Source organism: Solitalea agri (assembly GCF_023914155.1).
GTDB classification, from domain to species: domain Bacteria; phylum Bacteroidota; class Bacteroidia; order Sphingobacteriales; family Sphingobacteriaceae; genus Solitalea; species Solitalea agri.
This window is the reverse complement of the sequence record NZ_JAMWYS010000024.1, coordinates 470916-494615: the sequence shown is the minus strand read 5'-3', so window position 1 is coordinate 494615 and position 23700 is coordinate 470916. Positions and strand designations below refer to the sequence as shown.

General features: G+C 37.5%; 25 protein-coding genes. 16 read left to right on the top strand and 9 right to left on the bottom strand.

Features of this window, described 5'->3' with window-relative positions; translation table 11 throughout:
• Positions 1-94: 94 nt before the first annotated feature.
• Genes NF867_RS06875 through lepB form a run of 4 tightly spaced genes read left to right on the top strand, consistent with a single transcriptional unit; the run spans position 95 to position 3613 of the window.
• Positions 95-1003, top strand: a complete 909-nt coding sequence (locus NF867_RS06875; protein ID WP_252587063.1) for a ParB/RepB/Spo0J family partition protein — start codon at positions 95-97, stop codon at positions 1001-1003.
• Positions 1004-1051: 48 nt separating this feature from the next.
• Positions 1052-1666, top strand: a complete 615-nt coding sequence (locus tag NF867_RS06870; protein WP_252587062.1) for a DUF5683 domain-containing protein — start codon at positions 1052-1054, stop codon at positions 1664-1666.
• Between the two features lie 39 nt (positions 1667-1705).
• A complete protein-coding gene (gene dapB / locus NF867_RS06865; RefSeq protein ID WP_252587061.1) occupies positions 1706-2446 on the top strand; it encodes a 4-hydroxy-tetrahydrodipicolinate reductase in 741 nt (246 codons plus the stop codon).
• Between the two features lie 54 nt (positions 2447-2500).
• Positions 2501-3613, top strand: coding sequence for a signal peptidase I (gene lepB, locus NF867_RS06860; protein ID WP_252587060.1), 1113 nt, complete (start codon positions 2501-2503; stop codon positions 3611-3613).
• Positions 3614-3680: 67 nt separating this feature from the next.
• On the opposite strand, the gene NF867_RS06855 is transcribed toward lepB, so the two are convergent.
• Positions 3681-3944, bottom strand: a complete 264-nt coding sequence (locus NF867_RS06855; protein ID WP_252587059.1) for a hypothetical protein — start codon at positions 3942-3944, stop codon at positions 3681-3683.
• Positions 3945-4089: 145 nt separating this feature from the next.
• On the opposite strand from NF867_RS06855, the gene NF867_RS06850 reads away from it, so the two are divergent.
• From NF867_RS06850 to NF867_RS06840, 3 genes are all read left to right on the top strand, one after another.
• The gene (locus tag NF867_RS06850; RefSeq protein ID WP_252587058.1) at positions 4090-5493 is read left to right on the top strand and encodes an MATE family efflux transporter; all 1404 of its coding nucleotides are present in this window, start codon (positions 4090-4092) and stop codon (positions 5491-5493) included.
• 84 nt (positions 5494-5577) lie between these two features.
• Positions 5578-6045: a type II RES/Xre toxin-antitoxin system antitoxin gene (parS, locus tag NF867_RS06845; RefSeq protein WP_252587057.1), complete on the top strand. Its 468-nt coding sequence runs from the start codon at positions 5578-5580 to the stop codon at positions 6043-6045.
• A gap of 4 nt (positions 6046-6049) precedes the next feature.
• On the top strand, positions 6050-6517 hold the full coding sequence (locus tag NF867_RS06840; RefSeq protein ID WP_252587056.1) for an RES family NAD+ phosphorylase: 468 nt from the start codon (positions 6050-6052) through the stop codon (positions 6515-6517).
• Between the two features lie 52 nt (positions 6518-6569).
• Here NF867_RS06840 and NF867_RS06835 read toward each other — a convergent pair whose 3' ends face one another.
• The 8 genes from NF867_RS06835 to rpmB all read right to left on the bottom strand — a co-directional run bounded on the left by NF867_RS06835 (position 6570) and on the right by rpmB (position 13752).
• Positions 6570-7442 carry a prephenate dehydrogenase gene (locus NF867_RS06835; RefSeq protein WP_252587055.1) on the bottom strand — a complete coding sequence of 291 codons (873 nt, stop codon included), beginning with the start codon at positions 7440-7442 and terminating at the stop codon, positions 6570-6572.
• Positions 7443-7593: 151 nt separating this feature from the next.
• Positions 7594-8697, bottom strand: a complete 1104-nt coding sequence (locus tag NF867_RS06830; RefSeq protein WP_252587054.1) for an Ldh family oxidoreductase — start codon at positions 8695-8697, stop codon at positions 7594-7596.
• A 97-nt stretch (positions 8698-8794) separates the two neighbouring features.
• Positions 8795-10378, bottom strand: coding sequence for a bacillithiol biosynthesis cysteine-adding enzyme BshC (bshC, locus tag NF867_RS06825; protein ID WP_252587053.1), 1584 nt, complete (start codon positions 10376-10378; stop codon positions 8795-8797).
• A gap of 135 nt (positions 10379-10513) precedes the next feature.
• Positions 10514-11848, bottom strand: a complete 1335-nt coding sequence (gene rimO / locus NF867_RS06820; protein ID WP_252587052.1) for a 30S ribosomal protein S12 methylthiotransferase RimO — start codon at positions 11846-11848, stop codon at positions 10514-10516.
• A gap of 83 nt (positions 11849-11931) precedes the next feature.
• Positions 11932-12906 (bottom strand): signal recognition particle-docking protein FtsY, encoded by a 975-nt coding sequence (gene ftsY, locus NF867_RS06815; RefSeq protein ID WP_252587051.1) that lies wholly within the window; start codon positions 12904-12906, stop codon positions 11932-11934.
• Between the two features lie 173 nt (positions 12907-13079).
• On the bottom strand, positions 13080-13238 hold the full coding sequence (locus NF867_RS06810) for a DUF4295 domain-containing protein (RefSeq protein ID WP_252587050.1): 159 nt from the start codon (positions 13236-13238) through the stop codon (positions 13080-13082).
• Positions 13239-13315: 77 nt separating this feature from the next.
• A complete protein-coding gene (rpmG, locus tag NF867_RS06805; RefSeq protein WP_103788879.1) occupies positions 13316-13498 on the bottom strand; it encodes a 50S ribosomal protein L33 in 183 nt (60 codons plus the stop codon).
• A gap of 20 nt (positions 13499-13518) precedes the next feature.
• Complete coding sequence (gene rpmB, locus NF867_RS06800; RefSeq protein WP_252587049.1) at positions 13519-13752, bottom strand: 50S ribosomal protein L28; 234 nt, start codon at positions 13750-13752, stop codon at positions 13519-13521.
• Positions 13753-14331: 579 nt separating this feature from the next.
• Between rpmB and acs the strand changes: the two genes are divergently transcribed.
• The 9 genes from acs to NF867_RS06755 all read left to right on the top strand — a co-directional run bounded on the left by acs (position 14332) and on the right by NF867_RS06755 (position 23671).
• Positions 14332-16233, top strand: a complete 1902-nt coding sequence (gene acs / locus NF867_RS06795) for an acetate--CoA ligase (RefSeq protein ID WP_252587048.1) — start codon at positions 14332-14334, stop codon at positions 16231-16233.
• Positions 16234-16448: 215 nt separating this feature from the next.
• A complete protein-coding gene (locus tag NF867_RS06790) occupies positions 16449-16601 on the top strand; it encodes a lmo0937 family membrane protein (RefSeq protein ID WP_252587047.1) in 153 nt (50 codons plus the stop codon).
• A 171-nt stretch (positions 16602-16772) separates the two neighbouring features.
• Positions 16773-17543, top strand: coding sequence for a 5'/3'-nucleotidase SurE (gene surE, locus NF867_RS06785; RefSeq protein WP_252587046.1), 771 nt, complete (start codon positions 16773-16775; stop codon positions 17541-17543).
• 16 nt (positions 17544-17559) lie between these two features.
• Positions 17560-17862: a hypothetical protein gene (locus NF867_RS06780; protein ID WP_252587045.1), complete on the top strand. Its 303-nt coding sequence runs from the start codon at positions 17560-17562 to the stop codon at positions 17860-17862.
• An 85-nt stretch (positions 17863-17947) separates the two neighbouring features.
• Complete coding sequence (gene lpxB, locus NF867_RS06775) at positions 17948-19060, top strand: lipid-A-disaccharide synthase (RefSeq protein WP_252587044.1); 1113 nt, start codon at positions 17948-17950, stop codon at positions 19058-19060.
• A gap of 505 nt (positions 19061-19565) precedes the next feature.
• On the top strand, positions 19566-19904 hold the full coding sequence (locus NF867_RS06770; RefSeq protein WP_252587043.1) for a DUF4870 domain-containing protein: 339 nt from the start codon (positions 19566-19568) through the stop codon (positions 19902-19904).
• Positions 19905-19963: 59 nt separating this feature from the next.
• Positions 19964-20632 carry a ferredoxin reductase domain-containing protein gene (locus NF867_RS06765; protein ID WP_252587042.1) on the top strand — a complete coding sequence of 223 codons (669 nt, stop codon included), beginning with the start codon at positions 19964-19966 and terminating at the stop codon, positions 20630-20632.
• A 381-nt stretch (positions 20633-21013) separates the two neighbouring features.
• Complete coding sequence (locus NF867_RS06760; protein ID WP_252587041.1) at positions 21014-21388, top strand: hypothetical protein; 375 nt, start codon at positions 21014-21016, stop codon at positions 21386-21388.
• 684 nt (positions 21389-22072) lie between these two features.
• On the top strand, positions 22073-23671 hold the full coding sequence (locus NF867_RS06755) for a right-handed parallel beta-helix repeat-containing protein (RefSeq protein ID WP_252587040.1): 1599 nt from the start codon (positions 22073-22075) through the stop codon (positions 23669-23671).
• The last annotated feature ends 29 nt before the right edge of the window (positions 23672-23700 follow it).

Genomic DNA, 23700 nt, shown 5'->3' with positions numbered 1-23700 from the left:
TTTTAATTTAACTAACCCCGGTCGGTTCGGCTGGGGTTATGCAATATAGAATGGTTAGGCGAAAGCCAATTTATTAACTTAAAACGCAATAGAAATGAGTGCCATTAAAAAAAGTGCTTTAGGAAAGGGTTTGGGTGCCTTGCTGGCAGAAAATGACACTACAGAAATTCACGAAAATTTACATAAACCGTCGCCTGCTTCACCGGCAGCGGCTGTGGCTGGTTCGATTTCGTTTATCGATATCAATAAAATTGATACCAACCCGTTTCAGCCTCGAACTGATTTTGATGAACTGGCATTAGGTGAGCTAGCAGATTCGATCAAAGTTCAGGGGATTATTCAGCCGCTTACCCTACGTAAGCTTAACGATAATCAATATCAGTTGATTTCGGGTGAACGTCGTTTACGGGCTTCAAAAATTGCCGGCTTAACAGAAGTTCCAGCTTATATCCGTACCGCCAACGATCAGGAAATGTTGGAAATGGGCCTTATCGAAAACATTCAGCGTGAAGACCTGAATGCTATCGAGATTGCCATCAGTTTCCAGCGAATGATTGATGAAGTAGGTTTAAAGCAAGAAGAGCTGGGTGAACGTGTAAGTAAAAACCGTTCTACTGTTACCAATTATCTTCGTTTATTAAAATTACCTCCAGTAGTTCAGGCAGGTATTCGTGATGGGCGTATTTCAATGGGACATGCTCGTGCAATTATCAACGTGGCTGATATTGATAAGCAATTATGGATCTATCGCCAGATCATTGAAAAGGATCTTTCAGTTCGTAAAGTAGAAGAGCTTGTAAGAGAGCTTGGCAAAAAAGCGGAGCCTGTTGAACGCAAAGAGCCCACTACTATGTCGTATCAACTTAAAAAAGTACAAGATGAGCTTTCTTCACGCTTCGGAACTAAGATCGCCTTGCGTATTGATGATAACGGAAAAGGCAAAATTGAAATCCCTGTTCTGTCTACTAATGATTTGAACAGAATTCTGGAATTATTAGGTTAAGTGATATTGAGGCCAACTAAATATATTATTCAAGCACGCTACCTTTTGGTGGCGTTGTTTGTACTCATAAGTGCAGGTTCGGTTTGGGCTCAAAATACAACCGACAGTTTAAAGCAGGCCAATCCAATAATTAAAGCGGACACAGTAAAAAAAGGAGAGGTTGAATCTGTTGTAAAAAAGAAAAAGGTAAGAACTCCTAAAGACCCTAATACCGCAGTATTTCGTTCAGCAGTAGTGCCGGGTTTGGGTCAAATCTATAACAAACGTTATTGGAAGCTTCCACTCGTTTATGGAGGCTTTGTTGCATTGGGTTATGGCATTAGTTTCAATCAAAAATATTATACAGAGTTTTTGAATGAATACATTTATAAAACTGATGATGATCCTAATACAGGTAACCCTGATTATGCAAATGTGTCCGAGGCGCAAATTATCGCTGCAAAAGATTTTTACAAACGTAACCGTGACCTTTGTATAATTGGTTCAGTGGCATTGTATGCCGCTCAGGTTATTGATGCCTACGTAGATGCCGAGCTTTCCAATTTTGATGTGAGTGATGATCTGTCGCTAAAAATCGGGCCATCATTAAATCATAGTTTTGCATACCGTGGAATGTCCACTTATTCAGTAGGATTAAGCTTAAAGTTTACCTTAAAGAGATAGGTAAATAATTCTCTTCAATAGATAAAATCTTCAGTTAACATGAAAATAGCATTATTGGGCTACGGAAAAATGGGTAAGGAAATCGAACAGATTGCTTTGCAACGTGGTCATGAAATAGTTTTAACAATTAACGATACTAACCTGGAAGATTTAACGATCGAAAATCTTTCTAAAGCCGATGTGGCAATTGAGTTTAGTACGCCTTCCACGGTATTGAGCAATATCGATCTTTGTTTCAAAGCGTCTACTCCAATTGTTGTTGGAACCACCGGTTGGTATGCCGAATTTGATAAAATCAAGGAGCGTAGCTTGACTGAAGGAAAAGCCCTTTTTCATGCCACCAACTTTAGTATCGGTGTGAATATTACCTTTCATATCAATAAGGTACTGGCTAAAATAATGAATGCTTTTCCGGAGTATGAAGTGCAAATGGAAGAAATTCATCATACACAAAAGCTCGATCATCCTAGCGGAACGGCAATAACTTTAGCCGAAGGTGTTATTGAAAATCTTGATCGTAAACAAAACTATGCTGATTGGTTAAATGATGGAAGCAATGAAAAACCGGAGGTGGCTTCTGATAGTGTATTAATTGAAGCATTACGTCAGGAAGCAGTTCCGGGAACACATACGGTTAGTTATGTGTCATCGATCGATCGTATCGATCTGCGTCATGAGGCCTTTAACCGTAAAGGTTTTGCCACTGGTGCTGTAGTAGCCGCTGAGTGGTTAAAAGACAAAAAAGGTGTTTTCACCATGAAAGACATGTTGTCTTTTTAAAAAATGTTTTGCAGATAAATTTTTCGATTATATTTGGTTGCTAAGCCAAGAACAATGAATTTGAAATTTTGGAAAAAGAACGGCACTACTGCTGCCGCCGATACTAAAAAGAAATCCGCAGCTCGTGAATGGACCGATGCTATCGTTTTTGCGGTTATAGCCGCGACTTTAATTCGTACATTTTTTATTGAAGCGTATACCATTCCTACTCCTTCGATGGAAAAATCATTGTTGGTAGGAGACTTTTTGTTTGTTAGTAAACTTAATTATGGTCCGCGCACACCAATGACTCCGGTAGCGTTCCCTTTTGCTCATCATACTATTTTAGGCATGAAAGCTTATTCAGATGCTGTACAGTGGGGTTATCATCGTATTCCTGGTTTTCAGGATATCAAAAATGGAGATGTGGTAGTGTTTAACTATCCGGTTGATGTGGACCCGGCAACGGGACAACCCCGACCGGTGGATAAGCGGGAGAATTATATTAAACGCTGTATTGCCATTGGCGGAGATACAATTAGCGTAATTAAAGGTGAAGCGTACGTAAATGGTAAAGCTGCACCGATTCAAGATCAAGGGCAAACGGATTATACTGTTCAAACAGATGGCACTGATTTAAACCGTAAAACCTTGCAGGAAATGCATATTTCGGGTGATAAGATCAGTAACAATGTTTATGATTTAACAATGACTCCTGATAACGCTGAGAAAATTAAGCAGTTTTCGAGTGTAAAAAGTGTTCAAAAATTCATTTATCCTGATTCTATCGCCGATCCTTCTATTTATCCTCAAGAACCAGCCTTTAAATGGAACGTAGATAATTTTGGTCCGGTTTGGGTTCCTAAAAAAGGAGCAACCTTAAAACTTACTAAAGAAAATATTGCACTGTATCGTCGTTGTATTAATTTCTATGAAAAAAATGAGTTGAAAGAACAACCTGATGGGTTTTATATCAACGGGCAAAAAACTGACAGTTATACCTTTAAAATGAATTACTATTTTATGATGGGTGATAACCGTCATAATTCATTAGATTCTCGTTTCTGGGGATTTGTTCCTGAAGACCATGTGGTAGGTAAAGCCTTGTTTATTTGGATGAGCTGGGAATCAGAAGGAGGTTTCTTTAATAAGATTCGTTGGAGCCGTTTGTTCCGTGGAATTCATTAATAATTTAGTTGAGTTATAAAGCAAAGCGCCCGAAATTAACCTTCGGGCGCTTTGCTTTTAGGTTATTTTATTTTGATTTCTTGATATTGGCGATGATCAGAATTGGAATGGAAAAGCAACTTACAATTAGACCGAAGTCGATAAGTAAAGCATAGGGTTTGAAACCAAATTCAACATAACTATCTCTTTTGCCAGAAGAATGATTATAAAAAGTCAATGGAAATCCATATTCATCTATGCCATCAGAGGCGCTTTCATATTTACTTGTAAGAATGGAGAGTGTTAGAAATAATATTAGTGTTGCAGCTGATGTTCGTTTTATGCCCTTCATAGTTGAATAGTAAACTCAAGTATAACGTGTTTTTGTTAAATATTTCTACTTACCTTTAATTCTTTATGATGTTATAAATCTCTTCCGAATACATTTATCTGTTAGTTATCGACAGCGCTATCCATTTATTCACCCTTTAAAGTTTATGAAGATTTCTACCAGAATAAGGGCATTTTATTCACTTTTTAAAAAGGCTGTTAAAGGCACTGAAACCGATTTTACCAGCGGCAGTATTGATAAAGCTATTTTATTGCTTTCTGTACCTATGGTTCTCGAGATGGCGATGGAGTCGCTGTTCGCAATAGTTGACGTATTTTATGTGAGCCGATTAGGCAAAAATGCCGTAGCGGCAGTAGGTTTAACAGAATCAACATTATCAATTATTTATTCAATAGCCATGGGTTTGAGCATGGCAGCTACAGCAATGATAGCTCGTAGAATAGGTGAGAAGAATGAAAAAGCTGCATCAGAAGCCGCGGTTCAGGCTATTTATATTGGGCTTGTTTTCGCAGCACTTGTTGGGGGATTGGGGGCTTATTTTGCTACTGATATTTTGCAGTTAATGGGGGCATCTGCAGAGGTTATTGAAGAAGGGCACTTATATACCCGAATTATGTTGGGTGGAAATTTCTCTATCGTTCTGCTATTTCTTATCAATGGAATATTTAGAGGTGCTGGAGATGCCTCTTTGGCTATGCGGTCACTAATTATTTCTAACAGTTGTAATATTTTATTGGGACCTGTTTTTATTTTCGGTTTAGGTCCAGTACCGGCATACGGTGTTACCGGTGCGGCTATAGCAACAACCATTGGTAGAAGTATAGGTGTTGCTTATCAACTTTATCACTTATTTAAAGGGATGGGTATTATTAAAATTCATCTGGAAAATATTAGGGTGCAACTTGCAATAATTGGCCGATTACTGAATGTTGCAGCAGGAGGAGCGGGTCAGTTTCTGATTGCTTCTGCCAGTTGGATCTTTTTAATCAGAATTATTTCCATGTTTGGTAGTGATGCATTGGCTGGGTATACTATTGCTATTCGGGTAGTGATATTCGCCATTATGCCTGCCTGGGGAATGGCAAATGCAGCCGCAACATTGGTAGGCCAAAATTTAGGAGCTGGGTTCCCTGAAAGGGCTGAAAAGTCGGTATGGAGAACTGCTTATTTTAATATGTTGTTCTTGGGGTCTGTGGGTCTGATCTTTTGGATTTTTGCACGAGTAGTCATTCGCTTTTTCTCTGCCGACGAGCAAGTGGTATTGTACGGAACTCAATGTTTGCACTATGTTTGTTTAGGCTATGTGTTTTATGCCTATGGGATGGTGGTGAGTTCATCATTTAATGGTGCGGGAGATACTCGAACTCCAACTATTTTAAATCTGTTTGGGTTTTGGGCTATTCAAATTCCTGTGGCGTATTTTATGGCTGTTCATTTACAAATGGGTCCCAAAGGCGTTTTTATTGCAATAGCCCTGGCAGAATCGATATTGGCTACGGCGGCTATTTTAATGTTTAGAAGAGGCAGATGGAAACTTGTTAAAATATAAATCAGATAATAATAGTTAAATTGATAGGTAATATTTCCTATTTATTTAGGAAATAAGTATATTGGGGTGTTAATACTTGGATATATGTCGGCTATTAAAAAAACAACTTATCAAATAACAGATGATGAACCTTCTGTTTCTATGGTTGCAGAAGCATTGGCTCCTTATCAAACCTTAATGGGTAATCCTCAGGCTCAATTAAGGGTAATACGAGAAGGGTTGCCAGCAAAAGCTTTATCTGATATTATTACCCTTTCAGGCGCCTCGCAAATTGATGTTGCCAACATGTTGCGCATGTCAGAAAAAACCCTGCGCTCATACATTAAAGAGAGTAAACAATTAGATATTGGCGTTAGTGAGCATTTAATACAGCTGTTTGAACTTTTTGATAAAGGCATTGAAGCTATCGGGAGTTTGGATAATTTTAAAAAGTGGTTGCAATCAAAAAGTATTGGTTTAGCTGCTAAGCCCATTGAACTTCTAAATACAATTACAGGCATTGAGTTGATAAAAGAAGAATTGATTAGAATTGAGTTTGGGGCCTTAGCATAAAGCTATGCTGATTTACAGAATTACCTCCGCTAAATACGCTCAAAAACTAGTAGGTTCCGGTTCTGCTGCGCGATGGAATTCAAATGGCGTTTTTGTGATCTATGCAACAGGAAGCGTTGCATTGGCTTGTTTAGAAAATGCCGTCCATAGAAATGGGTCAGATCTGTCGCTGGGAGATTATTCATTAATGGTCATTGAGGTTCCAGATGGACAGGATAAAGAAATTACCATAAACGAATTAATTGCTATTCATAAAGATTGGTATAAGGTAGATAACGAAGCTTACCAACGAACACAGCAAATGGGAGATCAATGGATTGCCGACAGAGAAACGTTGCTGTTAAAGGTTCCTTCTTCTATTGTACAGTATGAATACAATTATTTGATCAATCCCAACCATCCCGAATTTGCTAAGGTGAAGATTCAAGCCGTTCAGAAGTTTATTTTTGATGAACGGATAAAGTCAGGGTAAAGAATATTAAATTAAAGACGCTATCTACTAGTGATAGCCTCTTTAGATGTTTCTAATGTCCTTTGGCTCGCTTTAATTCCAGTCCTTCCAGTACCCGTCGTATATCGTTTATCTTGCCAATTTCAGTGAATAGGGAATCAGCATCGTTATTGGCTATTAACTCTCTAAAGTCTTGCAAGTTTTTTAGGTATTCATCAACCGATTTTAACAGTGATTTTTTATTCTGAAGGAAGATCGGCGTCCACATTTCAGGCGAACTTTTGGCTAAACGAGCGGTAGAGGCAAATCCCGAACCTGCCAACTCAAAAATATTGGTTTCATCTTTTTCAATCTCTAATACTGTTTTTCCCAATACATAGGAAATCACGTGCGAAAGATGCGAAACGTATGCAATATGTCGGTCATGTTCTTCAGCGCCCATATGGATAACATGCATGCCTATAGCCTCGTGAATAACCTTGATTAATAGGACAGCCTTGGGGTCTGATTTTTCCTCTTCGCAAATGATAGTTGTTTTTTTATCAAATAGTCCATCAATGGCAGCTGTTGGACCTGAATTTTCTGTACCTGCAATGGGGTGGTTGGCAACGTAATTACTTCTTTTGCTATGATTTTCCACTGCTTTGCAGATTTCGGATTTAGTGGATCCAACATCCATTACCACAGTTTTGTCTGAAATAGCATCTAGTACTTGTGGTAAAACTTTTAGTGTTGCATTTACAGGTACCGAAACAATTACTAAATCAGCGTCCTTCACTGCTTCCTCCAATGGAAGATAACTATCGATTATTCCTAATTCCTGGGCTTTCTTGCAGTGGTCAATATTTTTATCGGTGCCAATTATATGTTTGGCTATACATTTCGAACGTAAATCTTTAGCTAAAGAGCCTCCGATAAGGCCCAGTCCAACAACGGTTAAATTCATTTGTTTTTAGATGAATTGTAAAACTAAGGGTTTTTATCAAAAGAGGATAACTAAAAAAAGGGAATGTGGGATGCCCAAAGCCTAAAAGAAATTGAGAATTAACAGATCAGGAGGCGTTAAGGTATTACCCACTGATCTGTTATGGCAGTATTTAAAGTTCTTTTGGAAACTCTACACTTAGTTTTGTCGATAGGCACTTTAAGTCTTCAACAACAACCGAAATTAAAGGAATACCTGATTGATTTCGTTCTACTTCAGCTTGGGTTTCAGGTTCACCAGGGATGATAACAGAGTCGTACTCAGCAGAAGTTTTGGCTGATTTAAAGCGCTCTATCCAATTATCCATGTTGCTTTTAAATTCAGAAGCAGGGCGGAAACCATCTACACGCATAGCTCCGAGGAAATGGCCAATTCCTTGTCCGGGTTGGTTTTCCAATGGATCTAAAAAGGCCACAAAAGGAGGGACCCAGGGCCCGTAACTTGCACCTGAAAGCACAGCCGAAAGGATATCGACAATAGAGCTTAAGCAAAAGCCTTTATGGCTTCCATGATCGCGGTCGCTGCCTAAAGGCAATAATGAGCCGCCTTTTTTTAGCCCGTTCGGATCAGAGGTTGAAATGCCCTGTGCATCTTGTATCCATCCCGAAGGAACTTCAACATCTTTACGTTGAGCAATCTCAAGCTTGCCATTAGCCGCTGCAGAAGTGGCCATATCCATAATTACCGGTGGATATTTACCGGCAGGAAAAGCATAGCAAATTGGGTTTGTTCCCAGCATTCTTTCTGTTGAAAAGGTTGGAGCAACCAGGGGTGATGCGTTGGTCATCGACATGCCGATCATATCTTTTTCAATGGCCATTAAGGCATGATAAGCGGCAATACCAAAGTGATTAGAGTTTTTTACCGAGATCCATCCAGAGCCTACTTTTTCAGCCTTTTCCAAGGCAATTTCCATTGCTTTTGGTGCTACCACTAATCCTAATCCGGCATCACCATCTACAGAAGCAGTACTTGGGGTTTCGTAAACTACCCGCACATTAGGAGTAGGGTTAATTCGCCCTTTTTGCCATAAACGTACATAGCCGCTTAAGCGCGCCACACCATGCGAATCAATTCCGCGAAGGTCGGCTTTAATCAATACATCTGCTGCTAGTGCTGCCTCGTTTGCAGGCACTCCCATCTTCAAAAATATATCAATCGTAAATTGTCGTAATCTCTCAACGTCAAAAGTGCTGTAACTTACTTCGTTGGCCATGTTATTTATTAGCTTTTAGTTATTAGAAATTAGTTGTTAGTATCAGGTTATACCGACTTATCGTCATTCAAAACCTTCCATATCAGTATTTAGTCTACTATTCAATAATGGTGAATCTGAAATCAAGCGGGTCAAAGTTATTGGCTAACATTTCAATGAATCCGTTACCGTATTTCAGGTAATGAGGCATAAAGTTTTCAACGCGTTCTTGCAGTGATCCGTTCGGGAAAAGCTTTTCCTTTACTTTAACAATCTGTGAGGTTTGTTGTTCGAATTTTTTCTTTTCGGCTTTTGCCAATTTGCTTTCCAAACCTTTTAATGAGTTGAAAAACTTGGCTTTCTCGGCTTCCACACTTCCGGCTAACGTTGGATCGATATTTTGTGCTTTTAATGAAATCTGAATAAATGCTTTTTCAATTTTTTGCAATTCGGCATCTAAATTCAGTTCATTAGCACTTTGCTGTTTTACGAAAATATCTATTAGCTTATTTGTTTCGGTAAACAGGTTTTTTGTTTCCAGGTTTAATTGCTTTAGTTTCTTTTTCGATCCTTCATCAACAATCAATGCAGAATTACGAAGCACCAACATTGGAAAGTTGAGTTTGTAATGATCGAAGGTTGACTTGAGCTCCATCCAATAACTTATCTCCGCCCCTCCACCAATATAAGCAAGGTTAGGTAAGATGCATTCCTGGTACAATGGCCGCATAATTACATTCGGACTAAATTTTTCCGGATGTTTGTCGATTTCTTTTTCAAGTTCTTCTTTTGAGAAGCCAATGTTTGTATTCAGAACTTTGTAGCAATTGTTTTCAAATACAATCCGTTCACGCAATTGATCATCTAAATAGAAGAAATTGATCTCCCGAGGTTTTACCTGAATGTGATTATCTATTTTCTCCAGTTCGGCTACTGTTTTTGAAACGAGTTGATAGCTTTTCTGATCAAGGATATCTTCCTTAATAATCGGAGCAAACAGTTTTTTTAGTTTAGGGTCATCGGCATCAATAATAATCAGTCCATATTTGCCGAACAGCTCGTTTACAAAAACGCGGGTGGCGTTTGCCAAATTCTGCTCCTTAATATAGGCCGTCTCAAAAAGATTTAGCAACTCATCAGCCTCTCTGGATGTTCCTAATATGCTTTTAAGTTCAGTGATTAGAGGATGTAAAGTTTGTGTAGCCAAACGTCCTGTAGCACCTTTTGCTTCCAGATCCCAGGTTACTTTTTTTCCGAATAAGTTAAAATGGTTGATCTCTTCAAAATCATGGTCTTCGGTAGCCATCCAATAAACAGGAACAATTTTATTCTCCGGATTGGCCTGCTCAACCTTTTTAGCCAGATTGATGGTTGTTATGATTTTATAGATGAAGTATAAGGGACCGGTTCCCAAGCATAGTTGATGGCCAGTGGTAACCGTAAATGCATTGGGCTTGGCTAATGCTTCTATATTTTCATTCCAGGGGCCGCTCCCTAATGAGGCATATTGGCTTTTTAACACTTCAACCAAAACACTCCGATTAATGCTTGCATTAGATTTATCGGCAATTATTTGTTTAAATGAATTGATTTCGGGTTGATAGTTGTAAAAGTTGGAGAGTTGGCTGTCGTTACAAAGGTAATCGGTAAGGTTTTTAGAGAAGAAACCGGTGTGATGGTAGTTGATACAGGATGCTTGCATTAAATTGTAAGTTGGTATGTCAAATTTAATGGTGGAACAAGATACAGGCAATAATGTTTTGTAAAAAGAAGCGTGATATTAGATATGCGATGTGAGCGTTATTTGTTGAATTTCTCACATCGCATAATTAATGTTTTATTTTACAGGGGTTCCGTAAAGGTCGAAATCTTCAGCGCGATCAATTTTTACTTTGCAAAAATCGCCTACTGTGACGTAGTGTTCACGGGCATCAATTAATACTTCATTGTCAACTTCAGGCGAATCGTATTCAGTTCGTCCAACAAAGTAATCCCCATCTTTCTTATCGATTAAAACTTTATAGGTTTTGCCTAATTTTTCTTGATTTTTCTCAAAAGAAATTCCTTGTTGAAGGTCCATGATCTCCTCAAGGCGTTCTTGCTTTACTTCATCCGCAACATCATCTTCTAATGAATAGGCATGTGTTTTTTCCTCATGAGAGTAAGTGAAAACACCTAAACGATCAAAACGGGTTTGTTCAACAAAAGCTAGCAATTCATCATGGTCTTCTTGGGTTTCTCCAGGGTATCCGGAAATAAGCGTGGTACGTAAAGCAATATCAGGTACACGTTGACGGATCTGGTCAACTAGCTCAACAGTACGACGTTTTGAAATTCCACGACGCATTGATTTTAGCATATTGTCGGTAATATGTTGAAGTGGCATGTCGAGGTAATTACAAATATTCTCGCGCTCGTTCATCACATCTAATATATCCATTGGAAACTGCGAAGGATATGCATATTGCAAACGAATCCATTCAATGCCATTTACATCAGAAAGGTTACGAAGTAAATCGGCCAGTTTACGTTCGTTATATAGGTCTAAACCATAATAAGTAAGGTCCTGAGCAATTAACACAAGTTCTTTAGTGCCATTTTTAGCTAGCACTTTAGCTTCTTTCACCAGCTCGTCAATAGGTTTTGATACGTGCATTCCACGCATTAACGGAATGGCGCAAAATGAACAAGGACGGTTACAACCTTCGGCAATTTTGAAAAATGCAAAATGTTTAGGTGTAGTTAGCAAACGTTCACCAATGAGTTCATGCTTGTAATCAGCTCCCAAATTAGTAAGCATTTGTTTCAAATCGTTGGTTCCATAAAATGCATCAACGTTTGTAATCTCCGCTTCCAATTCAGGTTTATAACGTTCAGAAAGGCAACCTGTAACAATTACTTTTCCCACTTTTCCTTTATCCTTCAGTTCGCTGTATTGAAGAATGGTGTCAATAGACTCCTGTTTGGCGTTATCTATAAACCCACAGGTGTTAATGATCACAATATCATCTTTTCCTACTTTCTCTGATTCATGAACCACGTTAAAGCTATTGCCTTTTAGCTGGCCCATCAATACTTCTGAGTCTACAATATTCTTTGAACAACCCAGGGTAATTACATTTACTTTAGGTTGAACTTTTGCCTCTGCTGGTTTTAATCCTTTAGTTCTCATTAGAATAATTACGGGTCCCGAGTTGCGGGTTACGGGTTAACCAATCTACATCTGACCAACTCGTAACTCGTAACTCGTAATTATTAATTTTTAAATAGCGAGTTCACAAACTCTACTTTATTAAATAGTTGTAAGTCGTTGATTCCTTCGCCTACACCAATATATTTTACCGGAATTTTAAACTGATCTGAAATACCAATTACAACTCCGCCTTTTGCAGTTCCATCGAGTTTAGTTAATGCCAATGCATTTACATCAGTTGCCTGGGTAAATTGCTTGCATTGTTCAATGGCGTTTTGTCCGGTTGAAGCATCTAGTACCAATAAAATTTCATGAGGAGCATCAGGCACAACCTTCTTCATCACGTTCTTAATCTTGGTGAGCTCATTCATCAGGCCCACTTTGTTGTGTAAACGACCTGCTGTGTCAATAATAGCCACTTCTTCTCCATGAGCAATGGCCGATTGAAGGGTGTCATATGCTACTGAAGCTGGATCTGAACCCATTTGTTGCGATACAACGCGCACCCCAACACGCTCTCCCCAAATATGAAGCTGGTCAACTGCCGCTGCGCGGAATGTATCACCAGCACCTAATACCACTTTTTTGCCCGCCTGTTTAAACTTATGAGCAAGCTTTCCGATGGTGGTAGTTTTACCTACGCCATTAACACCTACAACCATAATAACATAAGGACGAACTTTCTCGTCGACATTTAATTTGTCGAAATCAGAAGAGTTATTCTCCTCGAGTAGTTCGGTGATTTCTTCTCTTAAGATTGAATTAAGTTCCGATGTGCCAAGGTATTTATCTCTTGAAACACGTTCTTCAATACGCTCAATGATTTTGAGAGTGGTAGAAACACCAACGTCAGAGGTAACTAAGATCTCTTCAAGCTCGTCAAGCACATCGTCATCTACAGTTGATTTACCGGCAACCATTTTGGTAAGCCTTGAAAAAACATTTTGTTTTGTTTTTTCAAGTCCTTTATCTAAGGCCTCTTGCTCGGCTTTGATTTCTTCAGGTTTTGAGCGTTTAAAAAAATCGAATAATCCCATTTTTTATATGTTTTTGAGGTCTGAGGTCAAAATTTGATGCTGACCTCAAAATTATCGCAAAGATAGAATAAAGCCTCCAGATTATATTTCAACTAATGAGACGATATTCTTGTATAGAAACTAAAAAAGCTTCTTTCTACAGAAAGAAGCTCCATATAATACTTTAAGCTATATTATTTAGCGTTAGCGATTATGTCTTTAACGTGATCGTTGTGAACAACCACTTCTTTAAAACTGTATGCACCAGTTTTTGGTGAACGTACGGTTGTAATTACTTTAGAGTATTCTTTACCGGTACCGGTTTTAAGTGTTGCAACTACTTTCTTAGCCATTTTCTTAAATTTTTAGTAGTAATTTGTTGTCAGGTGGATTGTTGTCTCAACAAAAACCTTAAAACATTAAACTGAAATTACTTAATCTCTTTGTGAACAGTTACACGGCGTAATACATTGTTGAATTTTTTCAACTCTAAACGCTCAGTTGTATTTTTCTTGTTCTTGGTGGTAATATATCTTGATGTACCAGGCATACCACTTTCTTTGTGCTCAGTGCACTCAAGAATTACCTGTACTCTGTTTCCTTTTTTAGCCATCGCCTAAATTATTTTAAATCTTATATGTAACCTTTTTTCAGAAATTTCTGAATGCATGATGAAATACCATTTTTGTTGATGGTTTTCAATGCTGAAGTTGATACCTTTAAAGTGATCCAACGATCTTCTTCAGGAATATAAAACTTCTTTAATTGTAGGTTAGGGAAGAATTTGCGCTTGGTTTTAACGTTCGAATTAGAAACGTTGTGACCTTTCATGGCGCCTTTTCCGGTTAAATCACAAACTCTCGACATTGCTCTAAAGTATTAATATGCTAATTATTAGTCTTTTATTAAATGGGACGCAAATATCAGAATAATTTACGAGAACAACAAAATGAATTTCAATTATTCATTCGTTGATTCATAAAAATCTGAGTCCCTTGAATTAAAGGCGCAAAGATAGTGATCTTCTGCTTAATAGTCAATAATTGGGAATGCCTAATGAGTGACAAGCGAGTGAGTTTTCGCAAAGAGCACCATTATTTGACTAATTTATTCGTTTTAAAAATCAGGTATTAATATTCGGGTTTGAGTAAATTTAGGTTTGAAATTTCAATAATTGATGAATATTATGATTGATGAACTTCACAGAAATAAGAGTTTTCAGGATAATAATAGTTGGGTAATGTAAGAGGTTAAAAAATAGATTTGTTTTTAAAATATTTTTAAATGTACTTAGTAAATATGAAATCATATAGATAACTAAGCTATAGGCGTAAAAATTAAGATAGGTTTCATTTTTATAATTTGATAACATAATATTGTATAGTTTTTTGTAATTGCAATACCTCATTGCGATTATTGATAAATTTTCAACCAGATTTACGGAATATGAGTAGCTTTAAAATTAGTTCGTTCGAGGAGTATCAACAGGTTTACAAAAAAAGTGTAGAAGATCCTGAAGGATTCTGGGCGGACATTGCCGACACTTTTCGTTGGCAAAAAAAATGGGATCAGGTGTTAGATTGGAACTTCACCGAGCCTAATGTTAAATGGTTTACAGGTGGTAAACTTAATATTACTGAAAACTGTCTCGACAGACATTTAGAGAAAAACGGCAATACCGTAGCCTATATTTGGGAACCTAATAATCCGAATGATCAGACCGTAAAATATACTTACCGCGAACTTTATGAGAAAGTTTGTCGTTTCGCCAATGTGTTGAAAAAGCATGGCGCTAAAAAAGGTGATCGCATTTGTATTTATATGCCAATGATACCTGAACTGGCCATCGCTGTATTAGCTTGTGCCCGTATCGGTGCTATTCATTCGGTTGTTTTTGGTGGATTTTCTGCTCATTCTATTGCTGATCGTATTCAGGATGCGCAAGCTTCCTTAGTAATTACAGCCGATGGAGGAGTTCGTGGAAATAAAGAAATTCCACTTAAATCGGTGATGGATGATGCTCTTGAACTATGTCCTTCAGTAAAAAAGGTAATAGTTTATACTAAAATTAAAACACCTGCCTACATGCAGCGTGGTCGTGATTACTGGTGGGATGAAGAATTAGCAACTGTTGGGGCCGATTGTCCGGCTGAACCAATGGACTCCGAAGATACTTTATTCGTATTATATACTTCTGGTTCAACCGGCAAGCCTAAAGGTGTATTGCATACATGTGGCGGATACATGGTTTTTGCCCAATACACTTTTGAAAATGTGTTTCAATATTCACAACCTGAAATATTCTTCTGTACAGCTGACATCGGCTGGATCACCGGTCACTCATATATCGTCTATGGTCCATTATTATCAGGAGCAACCTCAGTAATGTTCGAGGGTATTCCAACTTGGCCTGATCCGGGGCGTTTCTGGGATATCGTGCAAAAGCATAGGGTAACCACCTTATATACTGCACCAACAGCAATTCGTTCATTAATGGCATCAGGATTAAAACATGTTGAGAAAAAAGACCTTTCTTCATTGACCAAATTAGGTTCGGTTGGAGAGCCCATTAATGAAGAAGCATGGCACTGGTTCCATGATCATATCGGTAAAGGTAATTGTCCGATTGTTGATACCTGGTGGCAAACCGAAACGGGAGGTATTATGATTTCACCAATTGCAGGTATTACACCAACAAAACCAGGTTATGCAACTTTGCCATTGCCAGGCATTCAACCATGTTTAATTGACGACAAAGGGCAGGAGATTGAAGGAAATGGCGTATCAGGAAACCTTTGTATAAAGTTCCCTTGGCCAGGAATGATTCGTACCACTTATGGCGATCACGAACGTTGCCGTAAAACTTATTTCTCTACCTATGAGAATATGTATTTTACAGGTGATGGTTGCTTACGCGATGAGGACGGATATTACAGAATTACCGGAAGGGTAGATGATGTAATAAATGTTTCGGGGCATCGTATTGGTACCGCCGAAGTGGAGAATGCTATTAATATGCATACAGGTGTAGTAGAGTCGGCAGTTGTGGGGTATCCTCATGATATTAAAGGTCAGGGTATCTATGCGTATGTAATCACCGAAAAAACACCGTCGGACGCTAATTTAATGAAGCAAGATATTTTGATGACCGTTTCAAGGATTATAGGACCGATTGCAAAACCAGATAAAATTCAGTTTGTAAGCGGATTGCCTAAAACCCGTTCAGGTAAAATTATGCGTCGTATCTTACGCAAGGTAGCTGAAGGTGACCTGGCAAACGTTGGAGATACCTCAACATTATTAGACCCGGCAATAGTAGATGAGATTAAGGCGGGCGTTATCGCTTAAAATGAAGGAGCCACTTGGCTCCTTTTTATTTTTTCAAGAGTTGTGGAATTTTTTCTACGGTAAATCTAACCTAAAAGGGGTGTTAAATCAATAATATAATGACTGAAGATTAGAAATTAGGCCTTAATTCAACTATAGCGAATTGTTCAATCCTCTTGGCATTATTATTTCAAGACATACATAGTAAAAGTGGTTTTAACTAAAAACATAATACTATGAACAGTTTATTGTATTTAATCGCCGTAATTTTAGTGATAGGCTGGATTTTAGGCTTTTTTGTTTACTCTGCAGGTGGTCTTATTCATATTTTGCTTGTACTGGCCATTATTGCTGTTTTGGTAAACTTTATCAGAGGCAGGAGCATTTAAGATGTCGCAGCTTTCTGTATCATTTATCTAAATTAAATTTACTCTTGGTTTTATATTGGGCCCCCAGGGCCCTTTTTTATTGCGCAGATTATTTTTACCTGCATCAAACATTTTATTTAGCAATCAAGTTTTTTGTATTCCTTATTTTCGCATCATAAAAAACCATAAATTATGACTAAACAACGCCCTACTATATTAATTACGAACGATGACGGTATAACTGCGCCGGGAATTAAAGTTTTAATTGAATTGATGCAAGAGTTGGGAAATATAGTAGTTGTCGCTCCTGATAGTCCACAGTCGGGGATGGGTCATGCTGTTACCATAGCGAAACCTTTGCGGTTAGATAAAGTGGATATTTACGAAGGGGTTGAAATGTATCAATGCTCGGGTACTCCTGTGGATTGTGTGAAGCTGGCTGTTAATAAAGTTTTACACAAGAAACCTGATCTATTGGTTTCAGGTATAAACCATGGCTTTAATTCTTCGATCAATGTTATTTACTCTGGAACTATGTCGGCGGCTATGGAAGGTGCTATTGAAGGGATTCCTTCGGTAGGTTTTTCATTGGGTGATTTTAAACAAGATGCCAATTTTGAAGCTACACGTCCTTTTGTTACCGAAGTAGCAAAGCAAATTTTGGATAACGGATTGCCAAGCGGAACGTTGTTAAATGTTAATTTCCCTCCCGGGCAGGAAATAAAGGGGCTGAAGGTATGCCGTCAGGCCATTGCCAAATGGGAAGAAGAGTTTGATGAACGATTGGATCCGAATGGACGCCGTTACTTTTGGCTTACCGGTAAATTCGTTTTGAATGATAAAGGAGAAGATACAGATGAATATGCTTTAAATGAAGGTTATGCTTCAATAGTGCCAGTTCATTTTGATTTTACATCATACAATGCAATTCCAACGTTAAAGAATTGGAATTTTAGCGTTTAACCCTTAGATTGAATTTATGAGTGAGAATATTCAACTACCATCAGGTCAGGACCAATCAAACGGATTGTTTAAAAAAGATAGTTTTCTGTTAGGATTTGTATTAGGAATTATAGTGCCGGTAATTTCTTTTATTCTGGTAGAATTTATCCATTTAGGCGACAGAATTGGTGTCAGAGATTCCTCGATTTACCTGCTTGGACTGATCATTAACCTGTTTTTGGTTCGCTATTATTTTAAGAACGGAATAAGTAATGCCGGAAAAGGAGTTTTTCTGATTTCTTTTTTGGTGGTTTTAGCAGTCTTTTTCTTTAAAAGTTAATAAATATACAGTCCATAGTCCATGGTCTATAGTCGATAGTATCGGCAATGGACCATGGACTATGGACCATGGATTTTTGCTATTTATGAAATACTACATAATTACCGGAGAGGCGTCCGGAGATTTACATGGTTCTAACCTGATGCGTGCTTTAAAAAAAGTGGATTCAGCGGCCGAGTTTCGTTTCTGGGGTGGTGATCTCATGCTTGCGGAAAGCGAGAATATTCGTAAGCATTATAAGGATATGGCTTTTATGGGGTTTGTTGAGGTGGTGGTAAATCTGCGCAAGATCTTTAAAAACCTTTCCGACTGTAAAAATGATCTCTTAGCCAATCGTCCGGATGCCTTGATCCTAATAGATTTTCCAGGGTTTAATTTAAAGATTGCTGAGTTTGCTAAAAGAAACGACATCAAAGTTTTCTATTATATCTCGCCTAAAGTTTGGGCCTGGAACCAAAAACGGGTTCTAAAGATCAAAAAGGTGGTCGATCATATGTTCTGTATTCTTCCATTTGAAGTAGATTTTTATGATAAATGGGGAATGAAGGTCGACTATGTGGGAAATCCTTTATTGGATGCAATAGCTGCTTATCCGTTTAATTCGAATTTTAGAAACGATAATCAGCTCGACAGTAAACCGATTGTGGCATTTTTACCGGGTAGCCGTAAACAAGAAATTGAACGTTTGTTACCTGAAATGGTAAAGATGCAGGCTCATTTTCCTGAAAAGCAATTTGTGATTGCCGGAGCGCCAACCTTTACTGCGGAGTATTATGAACAATTTAAACAAGGAACCCAAATTCCAGTAGTGTTTGGTAAAACCTATGACTTGTTAAAAAATGCTGAGGCGGCCATTGTTGCATCAGGTACGGCCACGCTCGAAACAGCCTTGTTAGATGTACCACAAGTGGTGGTTTACAAGGGGAATCCTTTGAGTATTGGCATAGCAAAAGTATTGGTGAAAATCAGGTTTATTTCATTGGTAAATTTGATTGTCGATAAGCTTGTGGTGAAAGAGCTGATTCAGGATGATTGCAATGAGAAAAACCTTAAGGCTGAGCTGGACAGTATTTTAAATGATGAGCAATACAGAAATACGATGCTCCAAAATTATGATGAGCTTGATCAGCAAATGGGAGAGCCGGGAGCTTCGGAACGTACAGCCAAGTTGATCATGGAGTATCTCTCTTTAAAATAATCTTTTCGTTAGATCGAATATTAAGAAGGCCGAAAGGCCTTTTCTTGTTTGAGGTGGCAAATGATCAGGACCTTTATGATTTTTATGTTTTACCGAAAAGGAATCAGAAGACTATAGGGGATAATTTACCAAAGCAGTGTTTATTTTTATTCTAAGAACTGAAGGAGCCTTTCTCCTTAGTGCTAGTAAAGAGAATTGGATTACGCAACAGGTTAAAATAAAAGCCGAAAAGGAGGTAAGCTGATTCTTAAAGCTCCGTTTAAAACACTAATAAAGGAGGGTGAGAATGGCGCAACACTTCATCAGCTTAATAATGGTTTGATCGAAATACAGTTTAATGCAGGTGGTACTATTGTACTTAAAAATGGTTTTGAATAGTCTATAAGAGTTGTTGAGAGTAATTGAAAATTACTATTACTGAAATGCCAATAGTTTTAGTGCATTAATACTGTTTTTGGGATTGTCAGTATTCATGTGTATTTTCATTTAAATACTTGAAAGTCAAATGCAACGAGAAGATAATCAGTTTTTAATGTTTACCCACCTAAGCCAACTCGCTCATTTTGTTTTCCCATTTGGAGGGCTCTTGGTGCCGATTGTATTATGGCAGATTAAAAAGGATGAGATACTTAACCTTGAATCGCATGCCAAAGAAATTATCAATTTTCAAATTAGCTTCAGTATTTACGCTATTGTTGCAGGAATTCTAATCATATTACTCATCGGTCTCGGCTTTCTATTGATCATTGGTTTGATAACGGTTATTGTGCCGGTCATAGGTGCGGTAAAAGCTGCTAATGGCGAGTTTTTTAAATACCCACTAACGATTCAGTTCTTAAAATAGCACTAGGAAATTCATTTTATTAACTGTAATTTTTATAATGAATAACCTGTAAAAATGATATGGAAGAGCATTTCGTTAAAATCTTGCACACCGAGTATGTAACACATGATGTAAAACGATTTAGGGTGGAAAAGCCTGTTGGTTACGCTTTTGAACCCGGCCAAGCAACTGAGGTAGCCATCAATAATGAGAAATGGAAAGATGAGCGCCGACCATTTACTTTTACCAGTTTAAATCAGTGGGATTATTTAGAATTTACCATTAAAATTTACAATGATCATGATGGTGTTACTTACGAACTGGGTAAGCTGAATGCTGGAGGAGAACTGATTATTCATGATGTTTGGGGAACAATAAACTATAAAGGTCCAGGAGCTTTTATTGCCGGAGGAGCAGGCATAACCCCCTTTATTGCTATAATCCGTGATTTAAAAGTAAAAGGGGATCTTCCCGGCCACTCACTGATCTTTTCAAATAAAACCACATCCGACGTAATACTTGATAAAGAATTCACTGAATTGTTAGGCAATGATTTTCATAAAGTATTTACCCGCGAAGCGGTAATGAGCTTTAAAGAACGTTATATTGATGAGCGCTACTTAAAGGAAACGATCAAAAACTTCGATCAGCATTTTTATGTATGTGGCCCTGATAAGTTTATTAAAGATATATGCAAGATGCTTGAAAATCTAGGTGCCAAACCCGATGCCTTGGTGTTTGAAAAGTAAAATTTCATCAATTGAGAAGGCGTAATTGTCTCATCTTTTACCTCTTTAATCTTCGAAAACTTCCGGATTTTCTAGTCAATTGACCTTTTCTAATTTTAATCTATTTTTTATAATACTTATTTGACAAACAGTTGTTTAACTATTTATTAAAACTTAATGCTTAATAATTATGAATCTTAAAAATCACTAGAACTAGGTATTGTAGATAGTTTTTTATATGGCTATTTTTGTCGGGTAAAAACCTCTGCAAATTGGGTAAATAAGAAAATTTTTTAATTTGTTCAGAATCAATCTGGTATCGATTTTACACTCCGTAAAAAAGATATTCGATATCCATTTGCAGAAGAATCTTATTTCAGAATCAATTCTAATTGAGAGTATATGCAAAGAGGTGCAAATTATTCCTATTCTTCTATTTTAGAGAATCGTAACAGCCAGTTGGATGATCCTAAATGGGACAATTCCCATTTAGATGTTTCGTCAATGGAAAAATCAGAGGAATTGTCTAAAAAGTTTCAGGTGTCATTTGTAAGAAGGTCATCCCTTATTGCATGGGTTCAGCTACTTTTAATTTTATTGCTTGCATTTTCAAGCAAATTGTTGAGCAAGGAAGAACACGAGGTACTGGTTGGCATTTATAAAGAGAAGCAAGCCATTTCAATAACAGTCAATAAGAAAGCCTATAATCTTATAAGTCCGGTAAAAAAGAAGCCTTTTTTTGTTCAGTCGTATACCGCCTACGGACACACCTTATAATCCATAAGGTATTAAATAATTAGGTTATGCAACTATGCAAGCAGCATTAAACTTATATGTAACCAATTAAGAATAGATTATCCATTATTATAGTATTCAAAAAAGGGTCGCTGATTGAAATCAGCGACCCTTTTTGCTTCTGCAACTTATAGGCTGTTTTGCGCCTTCTAATGATTAATAAAATGAACTTTTTCTTAAGTGCAAATGGATGTCTATCGATCCAAGCCTTTCTATCGAGAGGAGGGATTGCTTTTATCGATTCAAAAGAAGAGATTTTAACGCTCTTTTTTGAGTTATAAGAATCTTTGGTTAACTGTAAAGCAAGATTTTTTCGTTAATAGTAAATTAAATTAAAAAGTAAATTTTTTGTAACCTTCTGAAAATCAGTTCGTAATAAGATTTAAATAGATGTGAATTAAGGAGATAGGTAGAGAGAAAATTTTAGAGAAAAAGTTACTTCAGAATTCATTAGGAGATGATGGTGAGTGCAGAGATTTTAGATTATTCCTCATGTACACAAAGGTACACTAACTAAGCCAAACAATTCCTCAAACGGGTTCTCTTCCAAAATTAATGATTTCAAAATGACAGGTCTTCAAAAGGCTTGAATGGAAACGCTTTGTCTTCTTTGTTCCCGAAAGTAAATATTATTAACTAAATGTGTAACAATTAAACCAAATCATCATGTCATCGGTATCAGAAATTAACCCAGATGTAGAGAATTTGAATGCAAAACGTAGTAAGAGAGTATTGTCATTGGCATTAGCAGCGATAATTGCCGGAACAGGTATTTTAACTTCGTGTAGTAAAGGGGAAGTAGAGGGAATTTCACCTGAAAAACTATCATCAAAAGTTTTATCCACAGAAGCAACATTAACCGATGGCGTTGACTTGCGAATTGATTTTGGAGGAACTCCTCCATCCAATTATAATGCAGCATCACTGGCCGTTTCTTCTCCAGTTGCTTTAAAAGATTTTAATACAGGAATAGATACGGAGGTAAAGCTTGCCACCGTTGCAGCTTTTAAAGGTAGTTATACAAATTCAACAACCTATCCTGTTGAATTGGGTATTCCACAAACCGCGGCTGCAGATCTATTTTATGGATCGAACACTGCATCAGTATTGGAAATTTCAGGATTAACTTCCAATAGTACTTATGATCTTTCATTTTTTGCTTCAAGAATGAATTTTAGTGGTTCATTAGAAACTCAATATAAAGTTATTGGGGCTACAACACAAACGGTTTTGATCGAACCAACCAATAATACCACCCAAATTGCAAGTCTCCAAGCAATCGCACCTGATGATGCTGGTAAAATTAGAATTGAGGTTACTAAAGGAGCCAAGAATACGGCATCAAGTAATTTTTGGTTAAATACATTAATTATCAAGGAAACTCCTTTTAATTATAGCTATGTTGTTAAAACAGTTGCAGAATTAAAAACAGCTGCATCTAAAGCAAAAAGTGGAGAGATTATTTATGTTGACGATAATGCTGAGATTGATATGACTGGTCAAGGTTTTATTAAAATCCCAGCAGGCGTTACGTTAATGAGCGGTCGTGGAAAAAAAGGCATCCTTGGCGGTATGATTTATACTACTAATGTTTCTCATGGTAATTTACTACAAGCAAATGGTGCAGGTGTTAAAATAATTGGCCTACGAGTAAGAGGAGCATCAACTACCACAGCTCGTAGTAGCTCATCTTATTGCCGTGGTATCTATTCGATATTCAGCGATCTTGAAGTGGCTAATTGCGAGATTTTTGGATGGAATCATGCTGGGATTTATTTAACAGGAGGAGCCTCTAATGTTCAAATACATGATAATTACATTCATCACAATCAGCAAAGTGGTTTAGGTTACGGAATCAGTATTGATAAAGCTTATGCAGTAATAACCAATAATTACTTTGATTATAATCGTCACGGTATAGCAGGTTCAGGTATTGCAGGTTCGGGTTACGAGGCGGCATTTAATACAGTAATGCCAAACGCTACTGAGCATTCATTTGATATGCATGGAAACGGAGGTGATGGAGCTCAGTATACAGCTGGTGATTATGTAAATATTCACGATAACACGTTCTATATGGGGGCCTATAAAGCAATCACTGTACGTGGTACTCCAAAGAATGGTACAACTATTAGCAGTAATAAATTTGTGCATACTTCACAAGCAGCTGCATTAAATTTATATGCAACCAACAATACAATTACCGGAAATACTTATTCTACAGCTCTTGTTACTGTAAACCCAGGACCAGCAACAGCATTGTAAGCTTATTTTAAGATTAGATTATCTCTTAT

Bases quoted from the DNA above. Each gene is read 5' to 3' on its own strand.
- NF867_RS06875 (WP_252587063.1), top strand. From the start codon at position 95: ATGAGTGCCATTAAAAAAAGTGCTTTAGGAAAGGGTTTGGGTGCCTTG.
- dapB (WP_252587061.1), top strand. From the start codon at position 1,706: ATGAAAATAGCATTATTGGGCTACGGAAAAATGGGTAAGGAAATCGAA.
- lepB (WP_252587060.1), top strand. From the start codon at position 2,501: ATGAATTTGAAATTTTGGAAAAAGAACGGCACTACTGCTGCCGCCGAT.
- NF867_RS06855 (WP_252587059.1), bottom strand. From the start codon at position 3,944: ATGAAGGGCATAAAACGAACATCAGCTGCAACACTAATATTATTTCTA.
- NF867_RS06850 (WP_252587058.1), top strand. From the start codon at position 4,090: ATGAAGATTTCTACCAGAATAAGGGCATTTTATTCACTTTTTAAAAAG.
- parS (WP_252587057.1), top strand. From the start codon at position 5,578: ATGTCGGCTATTAAAAAAACAACTTATCAAATAACAGATGATGAACCT.
- NF867_RS06840 (WP_252587056.1), top strand. From the start codon at position 6,050: ATGCTGATTTACAGAATTACCTCCGCTAAATACGCTCAAAAACTAGTA.
- NF867_RS06835 (WP_252587055.1), bottom strand. From the start codon at position 7,442: ATGAATTTAACCGTTGTTGGACTGGGCCTTATCGGAGGCTCTTTAGCT.
- NF867_RS06830 (WP_252587054.1), bottom strand. From the start codon at position 8,697: ATGGCCAACGAAGTAAGTTACAGCACTTTTGACGTTGAGAGATTACGA.
- bshC (WP_252587053.1), bottom strand. From the start codon at position 10,378: ATGCAAGCATCCTGTATCAACTACCATCACACCGGTTTCTTCTCTAAA.
- rimO (WP_252587052.1), bottom strand. From the start codon at position 11,848: ATGAGAACTAAAGGATTAAAACCAGCAGAGGCAAAAGTTCAACCTAAA.
- ftsY (WP_252587051.1), bottom strand. From the start codon at position 12,906: ATGGGATTATTCGATTTTTTTAAACGCTCAAAACCTGAAGAAATCAAA.
- NF867_RS06810 (WP_252587050.1), bottom strand. From the start codon at position 13,238: ATGGCTAAGAAAGTAGTTGCAACACTTAAAACCGGTACCGGTAAAGAA.
- rpmG (WP_103788879.1), bottom strand. From the start codon at position 13,498: ATGGCTAAAAAAGGAAACAGAGTACAGGTAATTCTTGAGTGCACTGAG.
- rpmB (WP_252587049.1), bottom strand. From the start codon at position 13,752: ATGTCGAGAGTTTGTGATTTAACCGGAAAAGGCGCCATGAAAGGTCAC.
- acs (WP_252587048.1), top strand. From the start codon at position 14,332: ATGAGTAGCTTTAAAATTAGTTCGTTCGAGGAGTATCAACAGGTTTAC.
- NF867_RS06790 (WP_252587047.1), top strand. From the start codon at position 16,449: ATGAACAGTTTATTGTATTTAATCGCCGTAATTTTAGTGATAGGCTGG.
- surE (WP_252587046.1), top strand. From the start codon at position 16,773: ATGACTAAACAACGCCCTACTATATTAATTACGAACGATGACGGTATA.
- NF867_RS06780 (WP_252587045.1), top strand. From the start codon at position 17,560: ATGAGTGAGAATATTCAACTACCATCAGGTCAGGACCAATCAAACGGA.
- lpxB (WP_252587044.1), top strand. From the start codon at position 17,948: ATGAAATACTACATAATTACCGGAGAGGCGTCCGGAGATTTACATGGT.
- NF867_RS06770 (WP_252587043.1), top strand. From the start codon at position 19,566: ATGCAACGAGAAGATAATCAGTTTTTAATGTTTACCCACCTAAGCCAA.
- NF867_RS06765 (WP_252587042.1), top strand. From the start codon at position 19,964: ATGGAAGAGCATTTCGTTAAAATCTTGCACACCGAGTATGTAACACAT.
- NF867_RS06760 (WP_252587041.1), top strand. From the start codon at position 21,014: ATGCAAAGAGGTGCAAATTATTCCTATTCTTCTATTTTAGAGAATCGT.
- NF867_RS06755 (WP_252587040.1), top strand. From the start codon at position 22,073: ATGTCATCGGTATCAGAAATTAACCCAGATGTAGAGAATTTGAATGCA.